Here is a 24,191-nt window from a genome sequence, read left to right as displayed (position 1 = left end):
TAAGTTTCTAAGATTATTTAATCTATGTTCTTTGATTGGCTTAAAATTGAACAGATTTTCGACTGCCAACTCCCTTTGATTGGGGATTTTGGCTTTGTCGGTGTTCATATTGAGACAGGAGAGCAACAAGAGGGGATTCGGATTCCTACTTTCAAACACGAAGGAAGTTTTTGTGATTCGGTGATGATAAAAATTAATGGTTCTACTTTAACTATGAGTGGAAATCCAAGTAGATGGGGACGGGTTGAAAATTTATTTGGTCTTTCATCTGTTGAAGCCTGCGTCAATGTATTCAACAAAATTTTGACAGAATTAGGGCTACCTAATTTTACTAAATGTACTAGAACTTGGATTGGTCAATCAGGTGAAAATTCAAAACCTAAGAAATATTCAGATGGAGCCATCATAAAAGAATTACATATTACGGAGAATAGGGCGGTTGGTCAGAATAATGTAGAACATTACATTAGTGGACTTGCGACACTTCATTATAGAAATTCAAATGCAAGATTACATCCGAATGGACAAACTGTGGATTGGTTAAGTAAACAAGGAAATGCCTCGTTGATTTATCCATCTGTTTATAACAAGGCATTTGAATTGGAATTACATTCATTAACCAAAATAAAAAATAAATTTGGGGAGCAATCAGAGCAATATAAACAGTTAATAAAAGTCATTGAATACTGCAAAGAACAAGGTGTAGCAAGATTTGAACAGAAACTAAAATCAAGATTTTTACAGAGAGAAAATTTACATTTTTATGGTTTAAGTGATTATTCAAGATTAAGAGAATTAAATAAAGAATTTTTAAATATTGATAACAGATTAAAGGTTACAGCAATGAATTTTGAAACTATATCAGAAACTTTAATTAATAGCGGAGTAGTAGATACAGTTAAAGCGGCAAATACTACGGCAATGTATGCCTTGCAGTGGTCTCACGGTCAAGTTTTTGATCTGTCAAAAGCTCAAGTAAAAGTACATCGTGCAAGACTGCGCAAAATTGGTATTGATATAGCGAATAAATGCGATATTTCTAAATTCTCACCGGTTAAAGTGGTATCAACCAGAGAAATTGAAGTAAAACCTTTGACTATTCCGAAATGGTATCAAAGATCGAATCATCACTTAAAACTAGCAGCCTAAGGGGGTATAAATGGAACACGGTATCATCATTAGAGGGACTTTACTTGGTTATAAATCCAGTGAATACACAAATAGAGAAACGGGCGAAATTCGTTATCGTCACGTAATGGGAATTGGGATATCTGTGATTAATGAATTTGGTTCAAAAAGTGAAGAAGTTCAAAAAATATCTATTTCTCAAAATGATTTCAATAATGGATTAATCAACCAAATTGATGAACTTAAATTAAAAGATGTAGAAATCCACGTTAATTTATCTGCTTGGGAAGTCGGGGGAAAATATGGTTATTCTATTTCTTATGTCTCTCAATATGGAATTAAACCGGTTAAATAGGCGGAAGCAATGCAAGAATTCTTAGTAATGAGTTTAGCCTCAACAGTCGGGTTTCTTATTGGTTCTTCGATTTTATATCTTATTTTTGGGTAAAAATTATGGCAAACAATGATGAAATTATCATAACAACCGCAATTTGTGATAAGGATTTCAATGTTTGCCAAGATGTATTTTTGAAAATTCCGGCAAATGAAATCAGTAAATTTCATTCTACGGAGTTATCAAAAATCAGCGAGTGGGAAACATATTCAACACAATATGATCCCGCTCAAATCTGGGGATTTGCTTTTAGTGCCATTGTCTTTTTTTACTTTACCGGTTTGGGTATCGGTTCAGTTCTTGGTGCAATAAAGCAATTTTCACGTTAAAAAATTAAGGGGTTTATTATGATTAAATCATTGAAAAAACTAACCATTTTAGTTGGTGCATTATCTATTGGTTCAACTGCATTTGCAGCAGGAGCTGATTTTTCCCAATTGTCTAATGTTGATTTTGGAACAGCTGTTGCTGCTGTAATTGCTATTGCTGCTGCAATAGCAGGTATTCGTGTTGCGGTTGCCGGCTCTCGTGCTGTTTTACGAATGATTAGTGGTTAATCCTTTATGGAAGAAGGGGCGAAAGCCCCTTTTTTTGATCGAGGGAAAATATGTGGGATTTAATCTTTTTTATTTTTGGTATCGCTTGCGGTTGGGCTGTTGTGATGGGATTACATCATTAAAGGAATTTGAGATGAAAAAATTTATAGGATTATTATTCTTTTGTATATCAATTCAATCTAATGCACATCCACTTATTGCCGCCTATGAAGCCTCAATGACTAGTTATTTATCAATGGCAGGTTTAACACAACAAGAAGCACAAACCGAAGCGGGAAAGATGTCCGCTTACGCTTTTGGAGGTGCTACCGGTATTGATACCAGTGAGAGTAAGGACTGTGTTAGACCAAGTAGAGAAGGGAGAAATTGCCATAAGGTCACAGTAGGTGAAACTATCATAAATTATAATTCAGATGGAAAACTGGATTTCATCTCAAAAACAGACCAAACGGTATCTCAATTAAAATCAATGTCTTTATTAAATAAATATTCCGAACACGATATTTTAAAATCGCTTTATAAAGATAGTGAATTGGGTGATTTAGTCTTTGAAGAAACGCATAACAGAGATGATTTTATTGATGAATTAATGAGTTATTCAACAATGGAAGATGGGTTGGACTATGCGCTAGCGCCGATTTGGTATGCCTCGGCAGGAATGTACTTATACAGAACAAAACATCCAATAAATGAAGATCAATACCTTTATTTTAATGACTTTAAAAGCCTTTATCACCGATATTGGCAACATTTGGAGGACATAGAACCTTATTCAGAAGAGAAGGAAGCCTATTTAGATTTGACAGATGAATATCGTACATTGATTTATGAAAGTTATTATCGTCCGGTCAATTTAAAATCGAATGATGAAAGAGTAAAAGCAGAATATCTACAATCAGTAAAAATGCCGAGTGATTTACTTTTGCCTATTCAACATCATATTTTTTAATTATCAAAAGCCGATATAGCGAATTTTATTAGACAAGGGAAAGAAATATCAGAAGATGAAAATAAATCGTTAGATGAAGGTTATGAGATAAGTTTTGGAGGAATAGATAAACAATTTTACAAAAAGGTTGAAGAATTAAATGTGCCTGTAATGGTTGTTCAATCTCGTTTAGATTTAAAAACAAAAGAAGATATTGAAAACCAAGAAAATGAACCGGAAGTAAAATTTATCCATTTTAGTTCATCAATTTCAACAAACAAAAAAGCAGAATATTTAGTAAAAGAGCAGGATTTAGCAAATTCTTTTAATAATATGAAGAATGAATATTTTCGTTCAAATGGCAATTCAATAACAAGAAGTAATGGCAGTAGTGTAAATATTGATACAAGCAGAAATTTGACTGCAATGGATCTTTCTAAAGTAAGTTCTTCGGGAAAGAAAAGTTATTCATTGGGCGGATTTCTTGGTTCTAAATCCTCAATCGAAGAATATGACAGTTATCGAAAAAACAATCCGACTGTAAAAGCAGACACGATTGACACAAATGAAAATAATAAACCCTCGCCACCGATATCAAGTGGGGTTAGTGGTTCAAATGCAGGCGGAACGGGAATTGGTTCAGGAACAGGCTCAAATATTGGAACAGGTTCAAATATTGGTAGTAGCGCAGATACAGGAATTAGCTCTGGTGTTGTATCGGGTTCACAAGCCGGCACAATATCAAAACCAATAGAGGGAACAGAAACAGACATTACAGATGGTTATCAAGACCCAATTTTACCAACGGTAAGCGGCATAGAAATTCTTCAACCCTTATTAGATTTAAAAGAAGCATTATTATCAAAACTAGAGTTTAATTTACCTGTCGGTAGTTGTCAGGCATTAAATATTGATTTTTTTGATACTTCAATTTCATCAGATGCGCATTGTCAACTGGCTGAAAGAATAGGACCAATGCTTGCCTCAATAATGTTATTGGTTTACTACATCTTTGCATTCCGAATTATCTTATCCGCTTAACAAGGGGGAAATATGGTTGCAATACTCGCATTTCTAAAAGGCTCATTAGCGTTTGTTTTCGGTAAAATGATCCCGAAATTTTTTGCTTTCTTTGCATTGTATTTTATTGTGGCTGAATTTACTCCAATTTTAATTGACCTGATTGGAGCGAATGGGATTATTTCTAACATCTCCCAATTATTTAACGGCTTGCCCACAATGGCACTTTATTTTTTATCATTGCTTAAAGTGGGAACAGGAATGCAAATTATATTTTCAGCTTATATAACTCGCTTCATTATCCGTCGCATTCCGGTAATAGGTTAATAAGGGGGGAATAAATGGCAATTAATGCATATGTAGGTATCCCCGGCAGTGGTAAAACCTATGAGGTTGTTCATTCTGTCATTTTGCCGGCATTTCTTGCCGGACGTAGAATTGTAACGAACATTGTAGGAATAGATGAAAGTAAGTTCCTTGATTATATTGACAAACAAAATGAGAAACGCAAAGAACATAATCAAATCGACACGACAAGATTAGGTACCATCATCAAAGTTGAAGATGATGATGTTCTAAAACCTCATTTTTTCCCTTATAAAAATTCATCAGACAGTGAAACCATTGCAAAAAATGGAGATTTAATTTGTATTGATGAAATCTGGCGAATTTTTGATGAAGCCAAGAAAATCAAAGAGGAACACCGTAGTTTTATTGCCGAACACCGCCACTTTGTCAACGAAAAAGGCAATACAAGTGATTTTGTCGTCATAAATCAATCGGTCTCAAATATCCCTCGTTTTATCAAAGACAGAATAGAAACAACCTATAAAATGACAAAACTAAAATCATTAGGTCTAGATAGTCGTTATCGCATTGATGTCTATTCAGGTTCAAAAACATTTAAAACTAACCTTATTCATTCAATCCAATCTAAATATGACCCTGAAATTTTCACGTTATATAAAAGTTATGATGGTGATAATGCCAAAGAACAAGTGATAGATGATAGAACCAACTTATTAAAAAATAAGTTTTTTATCACAAAATTTATATTGTCAGTTTTATTGATGATTGGCGGCGGAATCTACCTATACCATTATTTCAATGGCACACAAATTAAAGAGGAAGAAACTCAACAATCCCTTCAACCTGAAGAAAAAAAACAATCCCAACCCCGAAATGAACCGAGATCACCCTCAAAGACAAAAAGAGAACGACATAAAGAAGAAAAAGCAGGAATAGAAAATGCGCCGCTATCGAAGAATTGGCGCATTGTAGGGCAGTTAGAACGTAAAGGAAAAAGGGTAGTCATCCTATCAGATGGCACAAATTTAAGGTATGAACAACCCTCAAATTTTATTCATAGCGGAAATCAGCTTACCGGTCTGATTGATGGAGAAAAAGTAACAATCTATTCAGGCAACAAACGAAAAGAATTGGTATTTGGAATAGGGGGGAAGCGTGAAAACTAAAATTATTTTATTGTTCACTTTATGCTTTGCTTTTTGGGCGAAAGCAGATACGTTAAAGGTTGATGATCTAGAATTAAAAAAAGCGATCGGAATGATTTATGAAGAGTTTTTAAATCGTCCATATATGCTAGATCCAAATGTATTGGAACTGAATAAAAAGGTATCTTTTTACCTAACCGATAACGTCAATAAAGAAGAATTTTTTAACCGTTACTTCAATAATATGAACATCAAAGTTTACAAGAAAAACGGGGTTGATTATCTAAAATATGTTGACCCCATCATCAAGATAAAAGGGCATAGTTTTGTTTATAAACCACGTTTTCGAGGCGTTGAATATCTCTCTGATAATATCCGAGAATTAGTCACGTCATCATCAGAGGTGAATGAAAATCAACGTTTCAAAGGTTCAATCAATTCAAAAGGGGACGTGCTTGTCGTTCACGCCGACCAAGAAACCATTAATAAAGTGAAAAAAGTGCTGCCACAATTGGATATCAAACCGGCTCAAGTGGTTGTCACTGCACGAATTTTAGAAGTCAAAAAAGGGGATAATCACCAATCAGGTTTAAACATTCTCGCCAACATTTTAAAATCGAAACTATCCCTTAATTTTTCAATCGGGAATACATCTGACAACCTGATTTCATTAAAAACATCAGACGTGAACGCACTTTTTAGCATATTTGACACAGAATCACGGTTTAATGTGATTTCTTCGCCGGTAATTAGAGTGCTTGATAGTGAAAGCGGTTCATTTGTCGTAGGGTCAGATGTACCGGTTCTTGGCGCAGAAAGTTATCAGGACGGCGTAAGAACAAGAAGCATTGATTACCGTTCTTCCGGTGTGATTTTCAACATCAAACCGACTATCACCGATAACGGCGTCAAAGTGAATGTACGTTCTGAACTTTCTAATTTTGCCCGAACAGAAACCGGTGTAAACGACACGCCCACATTATTAAAAAGACTGGTTGATTCAACTGTTTATGTCAATGATGGTTCTTTAGTTATTTTAGGTGGATTGAGTGAAGAAAAAACAGATAAAAACGACCAATCGGCATTTGGTTTACCGTCTTGGATTTTTGGAAAGTCAAAGAAATTTGAGAAATCAGATATTCTGTTACTTATGCACACAAGAATCGTGAATGACAACAAAAATGAAGTAAATTTAGATCACTTAATGCGAAAATTTGACAAGAATAATCTTTTTTAGCCTTGAAATCGGTACGCCCGCAGCAATGCGAGGACGTACCGATGACAAGGCGTAAAATGTCACCTTGTCACAAATAAGCAAAAGTGCGGTCAATTTTAACCGCACTTTTTTTATCTACTTATTTTTCGCTTGCGAAAAATGGAAGGGCAAACCAGCTGGATTTGCCCGTAAACCTTGCTTGATGTAATTTGAAAAATTGACCGCCTTGCGGTGCTGTCAGTTTTAAAAATCCCTGAACATTTACCGCACCTGCCGAAAAATAAAAATCTTAATTTCTCACCTAAAAAACTTTACAAAATCCTGACAATCAACGTCAACCACTCAATAAATAGCTCAAAAAAACCGTTACAACGTTCAAATATCGCTTTATTTGTCTTGTTTAAGTAGTATTCGTGACTTGTGTATAAGTTTGTGATTTCCTTAATCCGTAGTTTTCACTTACCCGATAACTAATTTCGCATAATGCATATTATGTTAAATGACATATATGATAGCGTAACGTCTTTTGAGCCGATTTTCACCCTTCTATTGCTTCCTCTTTTCAAAAGTAACAAATGAGGAATCTCTTCATCAGAAATAAATTTAAAAATAAAGTGACAAAGCCAATCGGTTTGGCTTTTATCATTTTGGAGATAAGTGAATAAAAGGTGAAAACGAAAAGATGATCGCGCTACGTAAAATCTGGAGATCTTATGGTGGTAAAGTTTTATAGAATTGAAAAAAAACACTTATAAATAGAAATGTGACGTTGTCATTATTGTCCTCTTTGAAATAGCCTTCTTTAAAAAACGAAAAATACCCTTTGTAATTAATATGACTCCTATTTATAAATGAGAATAATTGACGTTACTTTTATCTTTAAAAATTAATAACTTATGAAATATTTTTTAAGGAAATGCTTGCAAGTTCTCATTTGTAAATCTAAAATGCGCCTCACAATTTAAGCTTTATTGTTATATCGTTCGTATTTATTCATCAGATGGAAAGGAGTTAGTTATGCTGAAACAAGCTATTGCAGACAAATTAAACGAACAAATTAATCTAGAGTTCTACTCTTCTAACGTTTATTTACAAATGAGTGCGTGGTGTTCCAAACATGGTTATGAAGGTGCTGCCGCATTTTTGCTTCGTCACGCCGATGAAGAATTAGAACATATGCACAAGTTATTTCAATATGTAAACGAAACCAGTGGTATGCCGCTTTTAGGCAAAATTGAAGCCCCTAAAAATGATTATAAATCGTTGAAAGAAGTATTTGAAATCACACTTGAACACGAAAAATTAGTAACTTCAAAAATCAATGAATTGGTTGAAGTGACTTTTGCAAATAAAGACTACTCTACTTTCAATTTCTTGCAATGGTATGTGGCAGAACAGCACGAAGAAGAAAAATTATTCAGTAGCATTCTTGATAAATTTAACTTAGTGGGTGAAGACGGGCGTGGTCTGTACTTTGTAGATCGTGATTTGGCAACTTTACAATAAATAGGAGAAATAAAATGTTATCGACAAATGTAGTAAAACTATTAAATGATCAAATGAATTTAGAATTTTATTCTTCTAATTTGTATCTTCAAATGAGTGCGTGGTGCGAGCAACAAGGCTTTGAAGGTGCGGCAAAATTCCTTTCTGCTCACGCTGCGGAAGAAATGGAACATATGCGCAAATTATTCACCTATTTGAATGAAACCGGTGCAATGGCAGTTATTTCGGCAATTGAAGCACCGTCCCACGAATATAAATCCTTAAAAGAAGTGATTGAACTAACCTACGAACACGAAAAATTAATCACCTCAAAAATTAATGAGTTAGTCGGTAAAACCTTTGAAGAAAAAGACTACTCTGCCTTTAATTTCTTACAATGGTATGTAGCTGAACAGCACGAAGAAGAAAAACTCTTTAGTGGTATTTTAGATAAACTCAACCTACTTGGTGAAGACGGCAAAGCCTTGTTCTTAATTGATAAAGATTTAGAAAAACTGGCAACAACCAACGCTTAATAAAAATGATTAAAGCTCGGTACTTACCGAGCTTTCATTTTAAAAATTTTTAAATAATTGACCGCACTTTCTACCATTTTTTTAACGCTTCTTTATCCGCATCTCGCGCCTCAATCCAACGCTCACCTGCATTTGTTTGTTCCTTTTTCCAAAAGGGGGCTTTTGACTTGAGATAATCCATGATGAATTCGTTGGCACGGTAGGCATCGCCACGGTGAGCAGAACTTACGCCTACAAGCACAATTTCATCTCCTGTTTGCAACAAACCAACCCGATGAATCACGCATATCCGCTGAATTTTCCAACGTTGTTTCGCTTCTGCCACAATTTCTTGTAATGCTTTTTCTGTCATTGCAGGATAATGTTCAAGATAAAGGCTAGAGACATCATCACCTAAATTAAGATCACGCACTTTCCCTACAAAAATCACCACAGCACCAACAGAATGTGATTCTGAAAGCCAATGATAAACGGTATTTTGATTAAATTCGGCTTCTTGTACCGAAATTTGAATATCCTTCATTTTAGCCTCCGGTTACCGGTGGAAAAAAAGCAATTTCATCACCGGATTTGATGAGACTTTCAAGAGGCATTAAGGTTTGATTAATTGCGACAAGCAACTTTCCTTTTTCCAATGCCAAAGCCCATTTTTCACCTTTTTGGCTCAAATGTTCACGCAAGGCTTCTGCAGTTGCGAAATCACCTTCTATTTGAATTTCATCTACCCCAATTAATTCACGGGTTTGCGCAAAAAATAACACATTAAACATTTAGTTCTCCACCAAAAAATGACCTGATTTTCCACCGCACTTTTCAAGCAAACGAACACGCTCAATCACGATATCTTTTTGTACCGCTTTGCACATATCGTAAATGGTTAATGCCGCCACACTCGCAGCGGTTAAAGCCTCCATTTCGACACCGGTTTTTCCGGTTAATTTGCAAAGCGATTCAATACGAACCTGATTGGTTTCGCGCAAGGGTTCAAGTGAAACTTCCACTTTGGAAAGTAACAAAGGATGGCATAACGGAATAAGTTCCCAAGTGTGTTTTGCCGCTTGAATACCGGCAATACGGGCTGTTGCGAACACATCACCTTTGTGATGTTTGCCTTCAACAATCATTGATAAGGTTTCTTGTGACATAGTCACAATAGCTTCTGCACGTGCTTCACGTACGGTATCGGTTTTGCCGGAAACGTCCACCATATTGGCTTCGCCTTGGCTATTAATATGCGTAAATGTTGTCATAATTAAAAAGTGCGGTTGATTTTGAAAAAGTTTTTATTAGCCACCAATTGAGGCGAGATGATTACGAATACCACTGTCGCCTTGATGGAGATAATGATGTTCACGTTTACCCTGCAATGCAAAAAAAATACGCGCTTGCAATACTGCCTGTTGATCGTCCGATTGCAATAAATCACGTAATTCAATCCCCTCCTCACCAAATAAACAAAGGTGCAACTTCCCTTTTGCCGAAACACGTAAACGATTACAACTAGCACAGAAATTTTTTTCATAGGGCATAATTAAGCCAATTTCGCCAATATAGTCGGGATGTTTAAACACTTTCGCCGGCCCATCGGTTATGCCTCGTTGCTGTAATTGCCAACCTTGTGAAAGTAATTTTTGAGCAAGAATTTCACCGGATAAATGATGGCGATGAAAAAAATGGTCCATTTCGCCGGTTTGCATAAGCTCAATAAAACGCATTTGAATCGGGCGATTTTTTATCCAAGCTAAGAATTGATTAAATTCGTGATCGTTCAAATTTTTCATTAAAACGGCATTGACTTTCACTTTTTGATAGCCGATTTCAAATGCCCGCTCAATGCCCCGCATAATGTCATCAAATTTATTAATGCCGGTAATTTGATGAAACATTTTCGGATCGAGACTATCTACGCTCACATTAATGGATGTAATGCCCGCCCGTTGCCAAGCCTCAACATCTTTTGCCATACGGTAACCATTGGTTGTTAAGGCAATTTGGTGAATGCCCCGTATTTGAGCGATATTTTCGGCAATAGCAAGAAAATCCTTACGTAAAGTTGGTTCGCCACCGGTTAAACGAATTTTCTCCGTCCCCATATTGGCAAAGGCTTTGGCTATGCGTGTGATTTCATTTAAGGTAAGAAAATGCGGTTTATTTGTCTCTGCTTGATAGCCGTTTGGCAAGCAATAATGACAACGAAAATTGCACTGATCGGTAATCGATAAACGCAAATAATAATAAGCACGTTGAAACGGATCGACCAAACGCCCGTTCCCCACGTTTTTTATGGGAATAGATTGAAATTGCATTAGACACCTTTCTAAATGGAGAGGATAAGCCGTTTCCAACGTATCCCTGAATAACATACATCGTTATTGGCGTTGCCGTCATATTCGTAAAAGAACTTAGACAAACAAGCTCGGAGTTATGCGATAAAATTTGGCACATTCTAAAAGATTCAAAGGAAAAAGCACAATGGAATCCTTTAAACCTGATTATAAATTCACTATATTTCCTTAGTTGGCTATATAGCCATATATATAATGATGACTAAACTAATTCATTTTAGGTAGGAAATAGGCACCGCACTGAAAGTGCGGTTAATTTTGAGCTTATTTTTTAGAAAAAACACGTACGTTCGTAAAGCCATTTTCTTTTAAGTATAAGGCTTGTAATTTGCTCATAACCCCACGCTCGCAATAAAGCACGTAATTTTTACGTTGATCGAGTGAAGCAAATTGTGATGAAAGTTTATAAAACGGCATTAGCATAACTTCGTGGGTATTTGATTCAAAAGGATTTTCATCCGTTTCTTCCGGACTACGAATATCCAAAATCACATCGTTTTCGCCCAAGACGGAAATGGTATCCACTTCAACCACTTCCCTTTCCGTTTCTTCCGCTATTTGACGAATATCCAAATATTGTGCATTTTGCACCGCAGTTCCCAACACTTCAAAATTGAAATTATTTTCTTCCGAGATAATTTTTTCACGCACGGCTTTGATTGTTGGATTTTTCGAGATCACACCACAAAATTCCGGCATTGATTTGGCTATGTCATCCGTGCCAATTTCTTTTGCCATCGCGATAATTTGCTCTTTATCGTGTGTAATGAGCGGACGTAATACCAAAGCATCCGCCGCTTCATCTATCAGGCGTAAATTGGTTAAAGTTTGGCTGGAAACCTGCCCTAATGCCTCCCCTGTTACAATGGCTTCAATGTTAAAACGTGCTGCCACTTTACTTGCGGCGCGCACCATCATTCGTTTTAACACCACGCCCATTTGCCCATTATCGACTTTCTCTAAAATCTCACCAACGACACCTTCAAAATTGATCGCAACAAAACGCACTTTATGAGATGAACTATAACGTTGCCAAATATGGTACGCCATTTGTTTTACGCCAATTTCGTGTGCTGCCCCACCAAGATTAAAGAAACAATAATGCACGCGTGAACCACGGCGAATTAACATATAACTGGACACGCCGGAATCAAACCCGCCGGAAATAAGGGAAAGTACATCTTCCTGCGTGCCGATAGGATAACCGCCAATGCCGGCGTGGCGTGCTTTTACCAGCATCATTTTGTCATCTTCAATATCAATACGCACCGTCACATCAGGATTTTTCAATCGCACTTTCGCGCTTTCAATATGCTGATTTAATCCACCGCCAATATAACGTTCTGCTTCAATAGAACTAAATTTATGCTTTCCTTTGCGTTTTACCCGCACGCAGAACGTTTTACCTTGTAGTTGCTGTTCCACATCCGCAAGGGTGAGTTCAAAAATATGGTGCAAATCAGTAAAGGTTTTTTCTTCCACTTCCAAAAAGTGATGAATCCCCGGAATACGTTGTAACAAAGTGATTAGATTTTCACGGTTTTCTTCATTTTTTGACCGCACTTCAATGTAATCCCAATGGCGTACCACGGCGGTTTCTTCATCGTATTTTTGCAGAATATTGCGAATGTTACCGGTCAGAATTTTAGCGAACCGCTTACGCACGGTTTCACTTTTAATCATAATTTCAGGGAAAAGTTTAACGATAAATTTCATAGGAATTTGTCTTGATAAAAAATGGCGGATATTTTACGTGAAGCAAGGGAAAAGTCTACATAACTATTCTTATTTTAATAGGAGGTGAACGTTGAAATAAATTTTTAACATCCCACCAAAATACAGTACAATACGCCCATATTTTTTCCCATAAAAAGGATAGCTTAATGGCTCGCAAACCGGCAACTTCGCAGGATTTTGAAACCACATTAACACAATTAGAAACCATTGTTTCCCGTTTAGAAAGTGGTGAATTGCCTTTGGAAGAAGCGTTAAAAGAATTTGAACAAGGTATAAAATTAGCTCAATTAGGGCAAGAACGCTTACAGCAGGCGGAACAACGAATTCAAATATTGTTACAAAAAAGTGAAACTGCCCCCTTGAGCGATTATGAAGGAAATGAATAAGAATGAGCCAATTTTCCCAAGAATTAAAACTTGTTCAAACACGTATTAACCACTTTTTAGAAACGCAATTTGACGGCATTGAAAGCCATAATGCTCCCTTGCGTGATGCGATGAAATACGGTTTATTATTGGGGGGAAAACGGGTTCGTCCTTTCTTGGTTTACGCCACGGGCAAAATGTTAGGGGCAAAGGAAGAAACCTTAGATTATGCCGCTGCCGCCATTGAAGCCATTCACGCTTATTCATTAATTCACGATGATTTGCCGGCAATGGATAATGATGATTTACGCCGTGGTCACCCAACCTGCCATATTGCTTTTGATGAAGCTACCGCAATTCTTGCCGGCGATGTACTTCAAAGTTTTGCCTTTGATATTCTCACCCAAGCACCTTCCCTTTCTGCAGAACAAAAACTGTCTTTAGTCCAACTTTTGGCTCGCGCCTCCGGTGTGCAAGGTATGTGTTTAGGACAAAGTTTAGATTTGATTTCCGAACATAAACAAATCGGCTTGGATGAATTGGAACGTATTCACCGCAATAAAACCGGCGCATTACTGACTGCTGCCTTAAAACTTGGTTTTATTTGCTCACCGCATTTTTCCGATAAAACATTGGAGATGAGATTAACCAATTATGCCGAAGCGATTGGATTGGCTTTCCAAGTGCAGGACGATATTTTAGATATTGAAGGCGACAGTGCGGAAATCGGCAAACCCGTAGGATCAGATTTAGGCTTGGATAAAAGCACTTACCCAAAATTATTGGGCTTGGCAGGGGCGAAACAAAAAGCACAGGATTTATACCAAACCGCGTTATCCGAGCTGGAAAAAATTCCCTTTGATACGACCGCACTTCGTGCCTTGGCTGAATTTATTATTACACGGAAAAGTTAATTGCGACCGCGTCACAAAAGTGCGGTCAAAAATAAAAATATTTTGGAATGACTCACAATATGAACAACTACCCTCTTTTATCCCTTATTAATTCACCGGAAGATTTACGTCTGTTAAATAAAGATCAGCTCCCTCAGCTTTGTCTGGAATTACGCAATTATCTTTTGGAATCCGTTAGTCAAACCAGCGGACATTTGGCTTCCGGCTTAGGGACGGTAGAACTCACCGTAGCTTTGCATTATGTGTACAAAACACCTTTTGATCAGCTCATTTGGGATGTAGGACATCAAGCCTATCCGCACAAAATCCTCACCGGTCGCCGCGATCAAATGTCCACGATTCGCCAAAAAGACGGTATTCACCCTTTCCCTTGGCGTGAAGAAAGCGAATTTGATGTATTAAGCGTAGGCCATTCCTCCACTTCAATCAGTGCTGGCTTAGGCATTGCCGTTGCGGCGGAACGTGAAAATGCAGGGCGGCGAACCGTTTGTGTTATTGGTGACGGTGCAATTACCGCCGGTATGGCATTTGAGGCATTAAACCACGCCGGTGCATTACATACGGATATGTTGGTAATTTTGAATGATAATGAAATGTCGATTTCTGAAAATGTGGGGGCATTAAATAATCACTTGGCACGTATTTTTTCCGGTTCGCTTTATTCCACCGTGCGGGACGGCAGCAAAAAAATTCTGGATAAAGTCCCTACCGTCAAAAACTTTATAAAAAAAACCGAAGAACATATGAAAGGCGTGATGTTCTCGCCGGAAAGCACGCTTTTTGAAGAACTCGGTTTTAATTATATTGGGCCGGTGGATGGTCATAATATTGATGAATTAGTGGCAACCCTTAGCAATATGCGTCATCTCAAAGGCCCACAATTTCTACATATTAAAACCAAAAAAGGCAAAGGTTATGCCCCTGCGGAAAAAGACCCCATTGGTTTCCACGGTGTACCGAAGTTTGATCCCACCAGCGGCGAATTGCCAAAATCAAACGTGAAGCCCACTTATTCTAAAATTTTTGGTGATTGGCTTTGTGAAATGGCGGAAAAAGATCCCAAAATTGTCGGCATTACCCCTGCAATGCGTGAAGGGTCGGGAATGGTGGAATTTTCCCAACGTTTTCCGACACAATATTTTGATGTTGCCATTGCAGAACAACACGCGGTTACCTTTGCGGCAGGCTTGGCAATTGGAGGGTATAAACCGGTTGTGGCAATTTATTCCACGTTCTTACAACGGGCTTACGATCAACTGATTCACGATGTCGCCATTCAAAATCTCCCTGTTTTATTTGCCATTGATCGTGCCGGTATCGTGGGGGCTGACGGGCAAACCCACCAAGGGGCATTTGATTTGAGTTTTATGCGTTGTATTCCGAATATGATGATTATGACGCCAAGCGATGAGAATGAATGTCGTCAAATGCTCTATACCGGCTATAAATATGGCAAGCCTGCTGCGGTGCGTTATCCTCGTGGCAATGCGGTGGGCGTAGAATTAGCCCCATTAGCAATGTTACCGATTGGCAAAGCCCGTCTTATTAAAGAAGGGGAAAAAATCGCTATTTTAAATTTTGGTACGCTTTTACCGGCGGCATTAAAGGTTGCGGAAAAACTTAATGCAACGGTGGTTGATATGCGATTTGTCAAACCCTTGGATGTGGAAATGATCAACGTGCTGACTCAAACTCACGATTATTTAGTCACCTTAGAAGAAAATGCCATTCAAGGCGGGGCAGGTTCGGCAGTGGCGGAAGTGATCAATTCTTCCGCCAAACCAACCGCACTTTTACAGCTCGGCTTGCCTGATTATTTTATTCCGCAAGGCACACAGCAAGAAATGCTGCACGAATTACAATTAGATGCAGAAGGAATTGAGGCACAAATTCTAGCCTTTCTACAACAAAAGGAAAATTTTTCAAAAAATTAAATAATTTTGTGAACTAAATCACAAAACCCGAGTCTTATAAACCGCTAGTGCGCTGCATATGCAGCAGTTTTTTTAATTTCTTATTTAAGACCTCCTCCGCTATTCCGTATGGGTAGCGGTTTTTTTCGCTATAACTGCTGATAAACCCGCATTGCATAAGCATCAGACATTCCGGCAATATAATCGCAAATAATACGTTTTTTACCTTCATCGGGGGCATTTAGCCATTTCTGCGCGGTGTTATGGGGTAATAAGCGAAGGGGATCGGATTCAAAAATTTGAAACATTTCCGTCAACATTCGTTGTCCTTTGTATTCAATACGTTGGGTTTCAACACTGCGAATCACATATTTCCAAACAAACTGTTTAAAAATTTCCAATGCCCTCACCACCGGCTCGGGTAATTCGGCATTATAACGTAACAAAGGTTCGTCAAATTTATCCGTTATTGTCCAGCGAACACCGGTAATAAAAAAGTTTACTAATGCGCCAATGGCATTTTTACGCTCAAAATGTTTATCGGAAAATAATTGTTGGCTCAGGCGATCAATATTTTTTTGCAACCACGGGAAAGGAATTGCCGCCAATGCCGAATGAGCTTCCTGCCATTGATGTTGATTGACCATTTTGGTCACAATGGCATCTTCTAAATCGTGTACGGCATAGGCAATATCATCAGCAAGCTCCATAATACTGCAATCCAGCGATTTAAAACGGGTTTTCAAAAACTCCGCAGAATTTGACCGCACTTTCTGCATTGAACTAAACAAAGTGCGGTCATTTTCGGAAAGATTTTCCAACAACCAATCGAACATCTTCAAATCATCACGAAAAATCCCTTTCCCCGGTTTCCAATCACTGATTTTGACATAACGTACATCCGTCTCCTTAAAATGCGGCAAAGCCTGATATTGCGGAGAGGCAGTGTCTAAAATGGTGGGGTATTTCACCACACCGAGTAAGGTGCGGCGGGTTAAATTCATTCCTGAATTTTCAGTGTAAGGCTCCAGTTTGGTAAGAATCCGAAAAGTTTGCGCATTGCCTTCAAATCCGCCCTGTTGGTGCATCATAAAATTAAGTGCCACTTCCCCACCGTGTCCAAAAGGCGGATGCCCAATATCGTGCGCAAAACAAAGGCTTTCGATTAAATCATTACTGGGTAAAAGCCCTTTTAGCTGTTTTTGTAATTCGGTTTCAGCAAGATTGAGCTGTGTGGATAAATGAGAAAAGGCTTCGGCAAATTTGAGCTGTGCCACAAGGCTGCTGCCAATTTGAGCCACTTCTAAAGAATGGGTTAAACGGGTGCGATAAAAATCGTTTTCGCCAATGGCGTGAATTTGTGTTTTCGCCTGTAAGCAACGAAAAGCGGCGGAATGTAAAATTCGCCCACGATCACGGCGGAATGGAGGGCGATGGTCTTTTTCACGAGGCGGATCAGGAATAAATCGTTCAGTCCAACTTGAAGATAGGCTATTTTTCATAAAAATTATATAAACAGATGAATAATGTTAAACACCAATGGTGCAAGAATAGAGCTGATAATGCCACAAAGCACAAGAGAAATCGAACTATAACTGCCCGCTTTAGGATTTATTTCCATACAACTCACCGTGCCTAAAACGTGGGATACGGAACCGACCGATAAACCAATGGCTTCTTGATGACGTAAGCCGATTTTTTTCAAAATTAAATAACCGAAAATTGACCCCTGCAAACCGGCAAGCACAACGCCCACCGCCGTAACGGAAGGGATTCCGCCTAAATGGGCAGAAACTTCCATTGCAATGGGGGTGGTGATGGATTTGGGTAAAATCGTGGCGATCATTTCCGGTGTCGCCCCCAAAATGAATGCCAAAACCGCCCCGCTTAACATTGAGAAAAACGAAGCCAATACCACCACCGAAAGAATAATCCGCCATTGTTTGGCAATTTGTTTTAACTGTTCATATAAAGGCAACGCAAGGGCGACAATACTCAGACTTAATAAATTATTCAGTGGCGCATTGCCAGCCATATAATCATCATAAGGAATTTTACCGACCACTAAAATCAACACCAAAATCAACACAGTCAGAATAAAAGAATTGAAAATCAGCGATTTCCAACGCTGATTAATTTGCAGGGCAAGCCAAAATCCGAAAATCGTTAAAAAAGTATAAAGATAAATGGCATAATTCATAACCCACCTCTATTTCCCCATTTGTGCCATACGTTTTGCCAAGAGTTTTTTACGTTTGTGTCCGAAGGATTGATGATCAAACATTACATTCGCCACAACACCGATAAACACTAAAGTAACACAGGTACTCACCACGTTGGGAATAAGCAAAATATTCATTTGCGCCCACAATAACTGGGAATATTTAATAATCCCCACACTCACCGGCACAAACAACACCGCCATAAAACGAATTAACAAATTTGCCCCCAAATAAATCCATTCTAAACGCACGATTTGCGTGGTTAAGCCGAGAAAAAGCAATAATAATCCCCAAATGCTCCCCGGCACACCGATTGGCATAAAATGTGCAATAAGATTGCCGAGATAAAGCATTACATACAAAATCAGCAACGAACGCGCCAAAAGAAACGCTTTGTGTAACATTTTTATCCTTTTCAACTTTTTTGATAAAATTTAAAAAAGATTTTACGCCTTTTACTTCGGGATGAAAGCCACTTTTCTGAAAAATGCACAAATTTATGCGTTTGATCAAAAAAGGATTTCTTCACGCATTCAGGTGAAGATTTGTTAGAATAGCCGCCTTATATTTAACTTAGCCCTAAAATGATGATAAAACCTGCCGCATTATTCATTTCTTTGCTTTTTTTAACCGCACTTTCCGCCAATGCCGCCTCTCGCCAACCTTGCTTTGTGGTGGGCATTAGCGATGGTGATACGCTGACTTGCCTCACACAAGAAAAGCGACCGATTAGAGTTCGTTTAGAAGAAATTGATGCCCCCGAAAAAAATCAACCTTTTGGCAAGAAAGCCAAACAACAACTTTCAAAATGGGTGTATAAACGCCTCATTTCCTTAGAAATAAGTGGCTATGATCGCTATCACCGTGTTTTGGCAACAGTTTATCTGGGCGGAAAAAACATCAATTTAGAAATGGTCAAAACCGGTATGGCTTGGGCGTATAATCAATATCTTCGCCATCCTATTTATTTACACGCCCAAGAAAAAGCACGGGCGCAACGCAAAGGATTATGGCGGGACGCTTACCCTATTCAGCCACAAGAATGGCGACATCATAGAAAGGAACGAAAATATGGCTTTTAATTATCAGGCATTCAAACAGCAATTCCCCTATTTTCAACGCCCTGATGCGGTTGTGTATTTAGATAACGCCGCAACCGCATTAAAACCGCAGGTGTTAATCGATCGCACCGCTGAATTTTATACTTCCGCAGGCTCCGTTCATCGCAGCCAATATGATGCGGCACAAACAGCACAATATGAGCTTGCCCGCCAACGGGTAAAACAATTCATCAATGCAGAAGGCGAACGCGCGGTGGTTTGGACTGCCGGCACCACGCACGCCATTAATTTGGTGGCAAATGGTTTATTGCCACAACTCAATGCCGGTGATGAAATTTTAATTAGCCAAGCAGATCATCACGCTAATTTTGTCACTTGGCACGAAATCGCCAAAAAATGCGGGGCAACAGTGCGTGTTCTGCCCCTTTTGGATAATGGGTTGATTGATGAAAGCACCTTAAAAACGGCATTAAATGCCCGCACAAAGTTAGTGGCATTGAATTTTGTTTCCAACGTTACCGGCACAGAACAGCCGATTAAACATTTAATTCAACTGATTCGCCAACACAGCAATGCTCTTGTTTTGGTGGATGCGGCACAAGCCGTTAGTCATATTAAGATCGATCTTCAAGATTTGGATGCGGATTTTCTTGCGTTTTCAGCACACAAAATTTACGGCCCGAATGGCATTGGCGTTTTAAGCGGAAAATTGACCGCACTTTCTCAACTTCAGCCTCTCTTTTTTGGTGGGAAAATGGTTGATCGGGTCTCAAGCGAAAAGATTACCTTTGCGGATTTGCCTTATCGCTTAGAAGCCGGCACGCCCAATATTGCCGGCGTGATTGGCTTTCACGCGATCTTGGAATGGTTGTCTCAATGGGATTTTATCGCCGCCGAACAACACGCCGTGGCATTGGCTGAATCTGTCAAAGTGCGGTTAAAAACCTATACAAATTGTCGATTATTCAATTCCCCACAGCCAAGTTCCATTGTTTGTTTTGTGTTTGATGGTATTGATTGCTCGGACATCGCCACCTTATTGAGCGAACAACATATCGCCTTACGGGTGGGCGAACATTGCGCCCAGCCTTATTTGGCACGACTTGGCGAACGCACGACACTACGCCTTTCCTTCGCCCCTTACAATACACCGGAAGACGTAGAAAAATTCCTCATCGCCCTTGATAAAACCTTGGATTTACTACAATGATCGAACAATTAAAAAATGCCCAAAACTGGGAAGAACGCTATCGCTTCATCATTCAAGCCGGAAAAAATTTTCCACGCCCAACAGATGAAGAACTTGCTCAAATGCCCCCCATCACCGGCTGCGAAGCACAGATGTGGTTTCAAATCATTCCGCAAAATGACCGCACTTTTCAATTTAAAGCCTTTAGTGAAGCACGCATTATGAATGGCTTGCTTTGGATTTTGTTGCAAGAAATTAATGGAAAAACCGCCGAAGCATTGCAGGCGTTTGATTTAACCGCGTTTTTCACTAATCTCGGTATTGCCCAACGATTAAGTGAAACACGCTTGAACGGCTTAAACCAAATCGGACAACGGCTAAAACAATTATGTATTTAATCGAAACTTTCTTTAAATTGACCGCACTTGAAAATGATGTGGAAAAGCAAACCCATTTATTAAACCAAGTGATTGATCAATGGCGTTATAACGGTCAAATTATCGGGCGTGAAATTCCCCTCTATTTAGCGGAAGAAAACGCCGAACAAGGCTTTGCAATGCGTGTTATTTGCCCGCAATCGGACAGTCTTTTTCCTCAAAATAATAATGCGGAAGTCACCCGAGCATTAGAAAATGCCGAAAAGTGCGGGCTAATTTTTGATGGTTTTCAGCTTATCGGTGATGATCTCAATTCTGATCAAACCGCAGAAAATCCGCAGCCTGACTGGCAGGTGCTTTATACTACCCATTTGCAAAGTTGTTCCCCTATTCATAGCGGTGAAAATTTCGCCCCTATTCCCCTGCATAAACAACTGAAAAATCAACCGCACTTGAGCCAAGATGTGATTAAATGGCAGGAAAATTGGCAAGCCTGCGATCAATTACAAATGAACGGCGCTCCCCTAGAAGAACAAGCCTTGCGGGAAATTTCCGATCACCAAAGCACCTTGGCGAAACACGGGCGTTATTTAAGCCAAGCCATCGAAAAAGCCGCCGGCGTGCCGACTTACTATTATTTATATCGCGTAGGGGGAAAATCCTTGCAAGAGGAACAACAACGTCGCTGCCCTGCCTGTGGTGGCGAATGGGCGTTAAAGGAACCGATTTTTGATCTCTTCCATTTTAAATGTGATCAATGCCGATTGGTTTCTAATCTTTCGTGGCATTTTTTGTAAATTGATATTATCGAAAATACAAAATTGCCCTTTTTATCGGAGAACATAAATGAATTACCACGACAATAGCTTAAAATCCTTAAAACTCGGACACAACACAGAATATGCCTCCAAATATGACCGCACTTTGCTACAACCGGTGCCACGGGCATTAAATCGTGATGACTTAGGCATTACCGAAACCCAGCCTTTCACGATTGGCGCGGATATTTGGACGGCTTATGAAATCTCGTGGCTTAATGAAAAAGGGCTGCCGCAAGTCGCCATTGCAGATATTTATTTGGATTATCGAAGCCAAAATCTCATCGAATCTAAAAGTTTTAAACTCTATTTAAACAGCTTTAACCAAAGCAAATTTGCCAATATTGAACAGGTTGCACAAACCCTACAGCAAGATCTAACGGATTGTGCGCAAGGGGAAGTGAAAGTGCGGTTAAATTCCCTTTCCTTTTATCACGGACAGAAAATAGACGTTTTAGCGGGACATTGCATTGATGAATCGGATATTGAAATCAACGATTATGCCTTTAACGCCGATTGGTTGAAAGATTGCGTTTCTAATGAAATAGTTGAGGAACGGTTGGTGAGCCATTTACTGAAATCTAACTGCTTAATCACTCATCAGCCCGACTGGGGAACCTTGCAAATTCATTATGTGGGTGAAAAAATTGATCGGGAAAAACTATTACGTTACGTTGTCTCATTTCGTCAGCATAACGAATTCCACGAACAATGTGTCGAACGCATTTTTTGCGATTTAATGCACTACGCCAAACCGGAAAAATTAACGGTTTACGCCCGTTATACCCGCCGTGGCGGCTTGGATATTAATCCCTTCCGCTCTAACTTTGAACCCGTTCCGCACAATCAACGTTTAGCCAGACAATAAGGATTGTTATGTCAAATATTCATTTTATAAACCCCAAAGGCAGTATGGATCAGTTGTCCCATCTTGAAGTGGAACAACTCACCCAAACGGCACAATCGGATTTATACCAACTGTATCGTAACTGCTCTCTCGCCGTGTTAAATTCCGGAGCGGTCACAGACGACAGCCGCGCCCTTCTGCAACAATATACCGATTTTGAAATTCGCCTTGTTACACGTGAACGGGGCGTAAGTCTTGAACTGCATCATCCCCCGGAAAGTGCGTTTGTGGACGGTAAAATGATCTTGAATATTCAATATCATCTTTTCGCCGTACTACGTGATATTTTGTTTTTAAATACGGCACAACAAGTCGCCAATCCGCAAGAAAGCAAACACATCACGAATCAGGTTTTCTTGATTTTACGCAATGCGAAAGCCCTCATTGTGGGTGAGCATCCAAATTTAGTGGTATGTTGGGGCGGTCATTCGATTAATGACATTGAATACCAATATTGCCGTCAAGTCGGCTTGGAATTAGGCTTACGGGAGATGAACATCATCACCGGTTGCGGCACGGGTGTAATGGAAGCACCGATGAAAGGGGCTGCGATCGGACACGCCAATCAACGCTATAAAAACAGCCGTTTCGTAGGCATTACCGAACCTTCAATCATCGCCTCCGAGCCGCCAAATCCAATTGTCAATGAACTGATTATTATGCCCGACATTGAAAAACGCCTTGAGGCTTTTGTGCGAATGGGACACGGCATTCTCATTTTCCCCGGCGGCCCCGGCACATTTGAAGAACTGCTTTATATCCTAGGCGTAAAACTCAATCCGGAAAACAAAGCACAACATCTCCCGCTGATTCTAACCGGTCCGAAAGAAAGTGCCGATTATTTTGCAACCATCGATCGTTTTATTGGCGATGTATTGGGTGAAGAGGCGCAAAAACTTTACAGCATTATCATTGATGATCCGGTGAATGTGGCACGCCAAATGAAAAAGGCAATGGAAGAAGTCAAAATTCAACGTTGCCAAACCAATGATTCTTATGGGTTTAATTGGTCGTTAAAAATTGATCCACGTTTTCAACATCCCTTTGAACCCACACACGAAAATATGGCGAATTTAGCCTTGCATTTTAATCAATCAAAAATGGATTTAACGGCAAATCTTCGTCAAGTATTTTCGGGCATTGTGGCAGGCAACATCAAACCACAAGCGCAGGATAACATTGCCCGATTAGGCAAATTTAAACTAAAAGGCGACCGCACTTTAATGGAAAAAGTGGATTTGGTACTGAAAGATTTTATCGTTCAACACCGAATGAAATTACCAACAGGCAAAGCCTACGAACCTTGTTATGAGATTGTAGAGTAACCTTAAGTTTGTTTTAGAAAAACTTTTGGGCAACAGATTCACTAAAAATAGGTTATTGTATCTCTGTTGCCCTTATCTCCTTAAATTAGCGTTAACCGCTCCCGCACTCAGTTATTCCTTTAAAAAAATTCATAATCCTCCACTTTAGTAGAGAAATATTGTCTAGTGTTACTATCATTTTCTTGAGATCAAATTAAATGTAATATGATCAATTAAATATCAATGTTTCGCTTAATAATGCCTTTAATAAATTCTATTATCCACACAGCCAACGTCCTCCTAATGTACTACCCGTGTAGG

The 24,191-nt window shown here is 39.0% G+C and carries 28 protein-coding genes and 1 riboswitch; of the genes, 20 read left to right on the top strand and 8 right to left on the bottom strand.

Translation table 11 applies throughout. The features are described 5' to 3' along the window. The first annotated feature begins 24 nt into the window (after positions 1-24). From BKL49_RS07555 to ftnA (BKL49_RS07505), 11 genes are all read left to right on the top strand, one after another. Positions 25-1,149: a phage/plasmid replication domain-containing protein gene (locus BKL49_RS07555; protein WP_077424133.1), complete on the top strand. Its 1,125-nt coding sequence runs from the start codon at positions 25-27 to the stop codon at positions 1,147-1,149. A 10-nt stretch (positions 1,150-1,159) separates the two neighbouring features. Then, positions 1,160-1,483, top strand: coding sequence for a DNA-binding protein (locus tag BKL49_RS07550; RefSeq protein WP_077424131.1), 324 nt, complete (start codon positions 1,160-1,162; stop codon positions 1,481-1,483). Between the two features lie 98 nt (positions 1,484-1,581). Then, on the top strand, positions 1,582-1,851 hold the full coding sequence (locus BKL49_RS07545) for a hypothetical protein (protein ID WP_077424129.1): 270 nt from the start codon (positions 1,582-1,584) through the stop codon (positions 1,849-1,851). A gap of 18 nt (positions 1,852-1,869) precedes the next feature. Beyond that, positions 1,870-2,079: a hypothetical protein gene (locus BKL49_RS07540; protein WP_077424127.1), complete on the top strand. Its 210-nt coding sequence runs from the start codon at positions 1,870-1,872 to the stop codon at positions 2,077-2,079. Between the two features lie 52 nt (positions 2,080-2,131). Next, positions 2,132-3,028: a hypothetical protein gene (locus BKL49_RS07535; RefSeq protein WP_143530828.1), complete on the top strand. Its 897-nt coding sequence runs from the start codon at positions 2,132-2,134 to the stop codon at positions 3,026-3,028. Positions 3,029-3,178: 150 nt separating this feature from the next. Continuing rightward, positions 3,179-4,048 (top strand): hypothetical protein, encoded by an 870-nt coding sequence (locus tag BKL49_RS07530; RefSeq protein WP_077424122.1) that lies wholly within the window; start codon positions 3,179-3,181, stop codon positions 4,046-4,048. Between the two features lie 12 nt (positions 4,049-4,060). Further along, positions 4,061-4,354 (top strand): DUF2523 family protein, encoded by a 294-nt coding sequence (locus tag BKL49_RS07525; RefSeq protein WP_077424120.1) that lies wholly within the window; start codon positions 4,061-4,063, stop codon positions 4,352-4,354. Positions 4,355-4,368: 14 nt separating this feature from the next. Continuing rightward, positions 4,369-5,502 carry a zonular occludens toxin domain-containing protein gene (locus BKL49_RS07520; protein WP_077424118.1) on the top strand — a complete coding sequence of 378 codons (1,134 nt, stop codon included), beginning with the start codon at positions 4,369-4,371 and terminating at the stop codon, positions 5,500-5,502. Continuing rightward, positions 5,492-6,718: a type II secretion system protein GspD gene (locus BKL49_RS07515; protein WP_077424116.1), complete on the top strand. Its 1,227-nt coding sequence runs from the start codon at positions 5,492-5,494 to the stop codon at positions 6,716-6,718. The genes BKL49_RS07520 and BKL49_RS07515 overlap by 11 nt, the downstream gene beginning before the upstream one ends. A 996-nt stretch (positions 6,719-7,714) precedes the next feature. Further along, a complete protein-coding gene (gene ftnA / locus BKL49_RS07510) occupies positions 7,715-8,203 on the top strand; it encodes a non-heme ferritin (protein WP_077424114.1) in 489 nt (162 codons plus the stop codon). A gap of 14 nt (positions 8,204-8,217) precedes the next feature. Beyond that, a complete protein-coding gene (gene ftnA / locus BKL49_RS07505) occupies positions 8,218-8,718 on the top strand; it encodes a non-heme ferritin (protein ID WP_077424112.1) in 501 nt (166 codons plus the stop codon). 70 nt (positions 8,719-8,788) lie between these two features. Here the strand turns inward: ftnA (BKL49_RS07505) and moaE are convergent, their stop codons facing one another. The 5 genes from moaE to thiI all read right to left on the bottom strand — a co-directional run bounded on the left by moaE (position 8,789) and on the right by thiI (position 12,779). After that, positions 8,789-9,241 (bottom strand): molybdopterin synthase catalytic subunit MoaE, encoded by a 453-nt coding sequence (moaE, locus tag BKL49_RS07500; protein ID WP_077424110.1) that lies wholly within the window; start codon positions 9,239-9,241, stop codon positions 8,789-8,791. Position 9,242: 1 nt separating this feature from the next. Continuing rightward, positions 9,243-9,488, bottom strand: coding sequence for a molybdopterin synthase sulfur carrier subunit (gene moaD / locus BKL49_RS07495; protein ID WP_077424108.1), 246 nt, complete (start codon positions 9,486-9,488; stop codon positions 9,243-9,245). Beyond that, positions 9,489-9,968 carry a cyclic pyranopterin monophosphate synthase MoaC gene (gene moaC / locus BKL49_RS07490; RefSeq protein ID WP_077424106.1) on the bottom strand — a complete coding sequence of 160 codons (480 nt, stop codon included), beginning with the start codon at positions 9,966-9,968 and terminating at the stop codon, positions 9,489-9,491. It lies immediately after the preceding gene. Between the two features lie 36 nt (positions 9,969-10,004). Continuing rightward, positions 10,005-11,024 (bottom strand): GTP 3',8-cyclase MoaA, encoded by a 1,020-nt coding sequence (moaA, locus tag BKL49_RS07485; protein WP_077424104.1) that lies wholly within the window; start codon positions 11,022-11,024, stop codon positions 10,005-10,007. Continuing rightward, a riboswitch (molybdenum cofactor riboswitch) is annotated at positions 11,013-11,152 on the bottom strand. It overlaps the preceding gene by 12 nt. A gap of 175 nt (positions 11,153-11,327) precedes the next feature. Next, the gene (thiI, locus tag BKL49_RS07480; RefSeq protein ID WP_077424102.1) at positions 11,328-12,779 is read right to left on the bottom strand and encodes a tRNA uracil 4-sulfurtransferase ThiI; all 1,452 of its coding nucleotides are present in this window, start codon (positions 12,777-12,779) and stop codon (positions 11,328-11,330) included. A gap of 167 nt (positions 12,780-12,946) precedes the next feature. Between thiI and xseB the strand changes: the two genes are divergently transcribed. Genes xseB through dxs form a run of 3 tightly spaced genes read left to right on the top strand, consistent with a single transcriptional unit; the run spans position 12,947 to position 16,013 of the window. Beyond that, positions 12,947-13,186, top strand: a complete 240-nt coding sequence (gene xseB / locus BKL49_RS07475; protein WP_077424100.1) for an exodeoxyribonuclease VII small subunit — start codon at positions 12,947-12,949, stop codon at positions 13,184-13,186. 2 nt (positions 13,187-13,188) lie between these two features. Next, a complete protein-coding gene (gene ispA, locus BKL49_RS07470; protein ID WP_077424098.1) occupies positions 13,189-14,079 on the top strand; it encodes a (2E,6E)-farnesyl diphosphate synthase in 891 nt (296 codons plus the stop codon). A 47-nt stretch (positions 14,080-14,126) separates the two neighbouring features. Then, positions 14,127-16,013 carry a 1-deoxy-D-xylulose-5-phosphate synthase gene (gene dxs, locus BKL49_RS07465; RefSeq protein WP_077424096.1) on the top strand — a complete coding sequence of 629 codons (1,887 nt, stop codon included), beginning with the start codon at positions 14,127-14,129 and terminating at the stop codon, positions 16,011-16,013. A 128-nt stretch (positions 16,014-16,141) separates the two neighbouring features. Here dxs and BKL49_RS07460 read toward each other — a convergent pair whose 3' ends face one another. Genes BKL49_RS07460 through BKL49_RS07450 form a run of 3 tightly spaced genes read right to left on the bottom strand, consistent with a single transcriptional unit; the run spans position 16,142 to position 18,618 of the window. Further along, positions 16,142-17,494: an anti-phage deoxyguanosine triphosphatase gene (locus BKL49_RS07460; RefSeq protein WP_077424094.1), complete on the bottom strand. Its 1,353-nt coding sequence runs from the start codon at positions 17,492-17,494 to the stop codon at positions 16,142-16,144. Between the two features lie 5 nt (positions 17,495-17,499). Next, positions 17,500-18,192, bottom strand: a complete 693-nt coding sequence (locus BKL49_RS07455; protein WP_077424092.1) for a CidB/LrgB family autolysis modulator — start codon at positions 18,190-18,192, stop codon at positions 17,500-17,502. Positions 18,193-18,201: 9 nt separating this feature from the next. Further along, positions 18,202-18,618 carry a CidA/LrgA family protein gene (locus BKL49_RS07450; RefSeq protein ID WP_077424090.1) on the bottom strand — a complete coding sequence of 139 codons (417 nt, stop codon included), beginning with the start codon at positions 18,616-18,618 and terminating at the stop codon, positions 18,202-18,204. 183 nt (positions 18,619-18,801) lie between these two features. On the opposite strand from BKL49_RS07450, the gene BKL49_RS07445 reads away from it, so the two are divergent. Genes BKL49_RS07445 through ppnN form a run of 6 tightly spaced genes read left to right on the top strand, consistent with a single transcriptional unit; the run spans position 18,802 to position 23,891 of the window. Further along, on the top strand, positions 18,802-19,296 hold the full coding sequence (locus tag BKL49_RS07445; RefSeq protein WP_077424135.1) for a thermonuclease family protein: 495 nt from the start codon (positions 18,802-18,804) through the stop codon (positions 19,294-19,296). Continuing rightward, positions 19,286-20,485, top strand: coding sequence for a cysteine desulfurase (locus BKL49_RS07440; RefSeq protein WP_077424088.1), 1,200 nt, complete (start codon positions 19,286-19,288; stop codon positions 20,483-20,485). The genes BKL49_RS07445 and BKL49_RS07440 overlap by 11 nt, the downstream gene beginning before the upstream one ends. After that, the gene (locus BKL49_RS07435) at positions 20,482-20,862 is read left to right on the top strand and encodes a SufE family protein (protein ID WP_077424086.1); all 381 of its coding nucleotides are present in this window, start codon (positions 20,482-20,484) and stop codon (positions 20,860-20,862) included. Before BKL49_RS07440 ends, BKL49_RS07435 begins: the two co-directional genes overlap by 4 nt. Next, positions 20,853-21,638, top strand: a complete 786-nt coding sequence (locus tag BKL49_RS07430; RefSeq protein WP_077424084.1) for a Zn-ribbon-containing protein — start codon at positions 20,853-20,855, stop codon at positions 21,636-21,638. Before BKL49_RS07435 ends, BKL49_RS07430 begins: the two co-directional genes overlap by 10 nt. Before the next feature lie 49 nt (positions 21,639-21,687). Continuing rightward, positions 21,688-22,527: an NADPH-dependent 7-cyano-7-deazaguanine reductase QueF gene (queF, locus tag BKL49_RS07425; protein ID WP_077424082.1), complete on the top strand. Its 840-nt coding sequence runs from the start codon at positions 21,688-21,690 to the stop codon at positions 22,525-22,527. 8 nt (positions 22,528-22,535) lie between these two features. Then, positions 22,536-23,891: a nucleotide 5'-monophosphate nucleosidase PpnN gene (gene ppnN / locus BKL49_RS07420; RefSeq protein ID WP_077424080.1), complete on the top strand. Its 1,356-nt coding sequence runs from the start codon at positions 22,536-22,538 to the stop codon at positions 23,889-23,891. Positions 23,892-24,191: the final 300 nt, after the last annotated feature.

This window comes from Rodentibacter myodis, assembly GCF_001999305.1.
Classification (GTDB): domain Bacteria; phylum Pseudomonadota; class Gammaproteobacteria; order Enterobacterales; family Pasteurellaceae; genus Rodentibacter; species Rodentibacter myodis.
This window is presented reverse-complemented; position numbering and strand designations above follow the sequence as displayed.

What these genes read in the sequence shown, in the direction of transcription:
- moaE (WP_077424110.1), bottom strand. Translation starts at nt 9,241, where the DNA reads ATGAAGGATATTCAAATTTCGGTACAAGAAGCCGAATTTAATCAAAAT.
- BKL49_RS07455 (WP_077424092.1), bottom strand. Translation starts at nt 18,192, where the DNA reads ATGAATTATGCCATTTATCTTTATACTTTTTTAACGATTTTCGGATTT.
- moaD (WP_077424108.1), bottom strand. Translation starts at nt 9,488, where the DNA reads ATGTTTAATGTGTTATTTTTTGCGCAAACCCGTGAATTAATTGGGGTA.
- moaC (WP_077424106.1), bottom strand. Translation starts at nt 9,968, where the DNA reads ATGACAACATTTACGCATATTAATAGCCAAGGCGAAGCCAATATGGTG.
- thiI (WP_077424102.1), bottom strand. Translation starts at nt 12,779, where the DNA reads ATGAAATTTATCGTTAAACTTTTCCCTGAAATTATGATTAAAAGTGAA.
- BKL49_RS07450 (WP_077424090.1), bottom strand. Translation starts at nt 18,618, where the DNA reads ATGTTACACAAAGCGTTTCTTTTGGCGCGTTCGTTGCTGATTTTGTAT.
- BKL49_RS07540 (WP_077424127.1), top strand. Translation starts at nt 1,870, where the DNA reads ATGATTAAATCATTGAAAAAACTAACCATTTTAGTTGGTGCATTATCT.
- dxs (WP_077424096.1), top strand. Translation starts at nt 14,127, where the DNA reads ATGACTCACAATATGAACAACTACCCTCTTTTATCCCTTATTAATTCA.
- BKL49_RS07530 (WP_077424122.1), top strand. Translation starts at nt 3,179, where the DNA reads ATGGTTGTTCAATCTCGTTTAGATTTAAAAACAAAAGAAGATATTGAA.
- moaA (WP_077424104.1), bottom strand. Translation starts at nt 11,024, where the DNA reads ATGCAATTTCAATCTATTCCCATAAAAAACGTGGGGAACGGGCGTTTG.
- BKL49_RS07555 (WP_077424133.1), top strand. Translation starts at nt 25, where the DNA reads ATGTTCTTTGATTGGCTTAAAATTGAACAGATTTTCGACTGCCAACTC.
- xseB (WP_077424100.1), top strand. Translation starts at nt 12,947, where the DNA reads ATGGCTCGCAAACCGGCAACTTCGCAGGATTTTGAAACCACATTAACA.
- ftnA (WP_077424114.1), top strand. Translation starts at nt 7,715, where the DNA reads ATGCTGAAACAAGCTATTGCAGACAAATTAAACGAACAAATTAATCTA.
- ppnN (WP_077424080.1), top strand. Translation starts at nt 22,536, where the DNA reads ATGTCAAATATTCATTTTATAAACCCCAAAGGCAGTATGGATCAGTTG.
- ftnA (WP_077424112.1), top strand. Translation starts at nt 8,218, where the DNA reads ATGTTATCGACAAATGTAGTAAAACTATTAAATGATCAAATGAATTTA.
- BKL49_RS07545 (WP_077424129.1), top strand. Translation starts at nt 1,582, where the DNA reads ATGGCAAACAATGATGAAATTATCATAACAACCGCAATTTGTGATAAG.
- BKL49_RS07445 (WP_077424135.1), top strand. Translation starts at nt 18,802, where the DNA reads ATGATAAAACCTGCCGCATTATTCATTTCTTTGCTTTTTTTAACCGCA.
- BKL49_RS07525 (WP_077424120.1), top strand. Translation starts at nt 4,061, where the DNA reads ATGGTTGCAATACTCGCATTTCTAAAAGGCTCATTAGCGTTTGTTTTC.
- BKL49_RS07550 (WP_077424131.1), top strand. Translation starts at nt 1,160, where the DNA reads ATGGAACACGGTATCATCATTAGAGGGACTTTACTTGGTTATAAATCC.
- BKL49_RS07460 (WP_077424094.1), bottom strand. Translation starts at nt 17,494, where the DNA reads ATGAAAAATAGCCTATCTTCAAGTTGGACTGAACGATTTATTCCTGAT.
- ispA (WP_077424098.1), top strand. Translation starts at nt 13,189, where the DNA reads ATGAGCCAATTTTCCCAAGAATTAAAACTTGTTCAAACACGTATTAAC.
- BKL49_RS07430 (WP_077424084.1), top strand. Translation starts at nt 20,853, where the DNA reads ATGTATTTAATCGAAACTTTCTTTAAATTGACCGCACTTGAAAATGAT.
- BKL49_RS07440 (WP_077424088.1), top strand. Translation starts at nt 19,286, where the DNA reads ATGGCTTTTAATTATCAGGCATTCAAACAGCAATTCCCCTATTTTCAA.
- BKL49_RS07520 (WP_077424118.1), top strand. Translation starts at nt 4,369, where the DNA reads ATGGCAATTAATGCATATGTAGGTATCCCCGGCAGTGGTAAAACCTAT.
- queF (WP_077424082.1), top strand. Translation starts at nt 21,688, where the DNA reads ATGAATTACCACGACAATAGCTTAAAATCCTTAAAACTCGGACACAAC.
- BKL49_RS07435 (WP_077424086.1), top strand. Translation starts at nt 20,482, where the DNA reads ATGATCGAACAATTAAAAAATGCCCAAAACTGGGAAGAACGCTATCGC.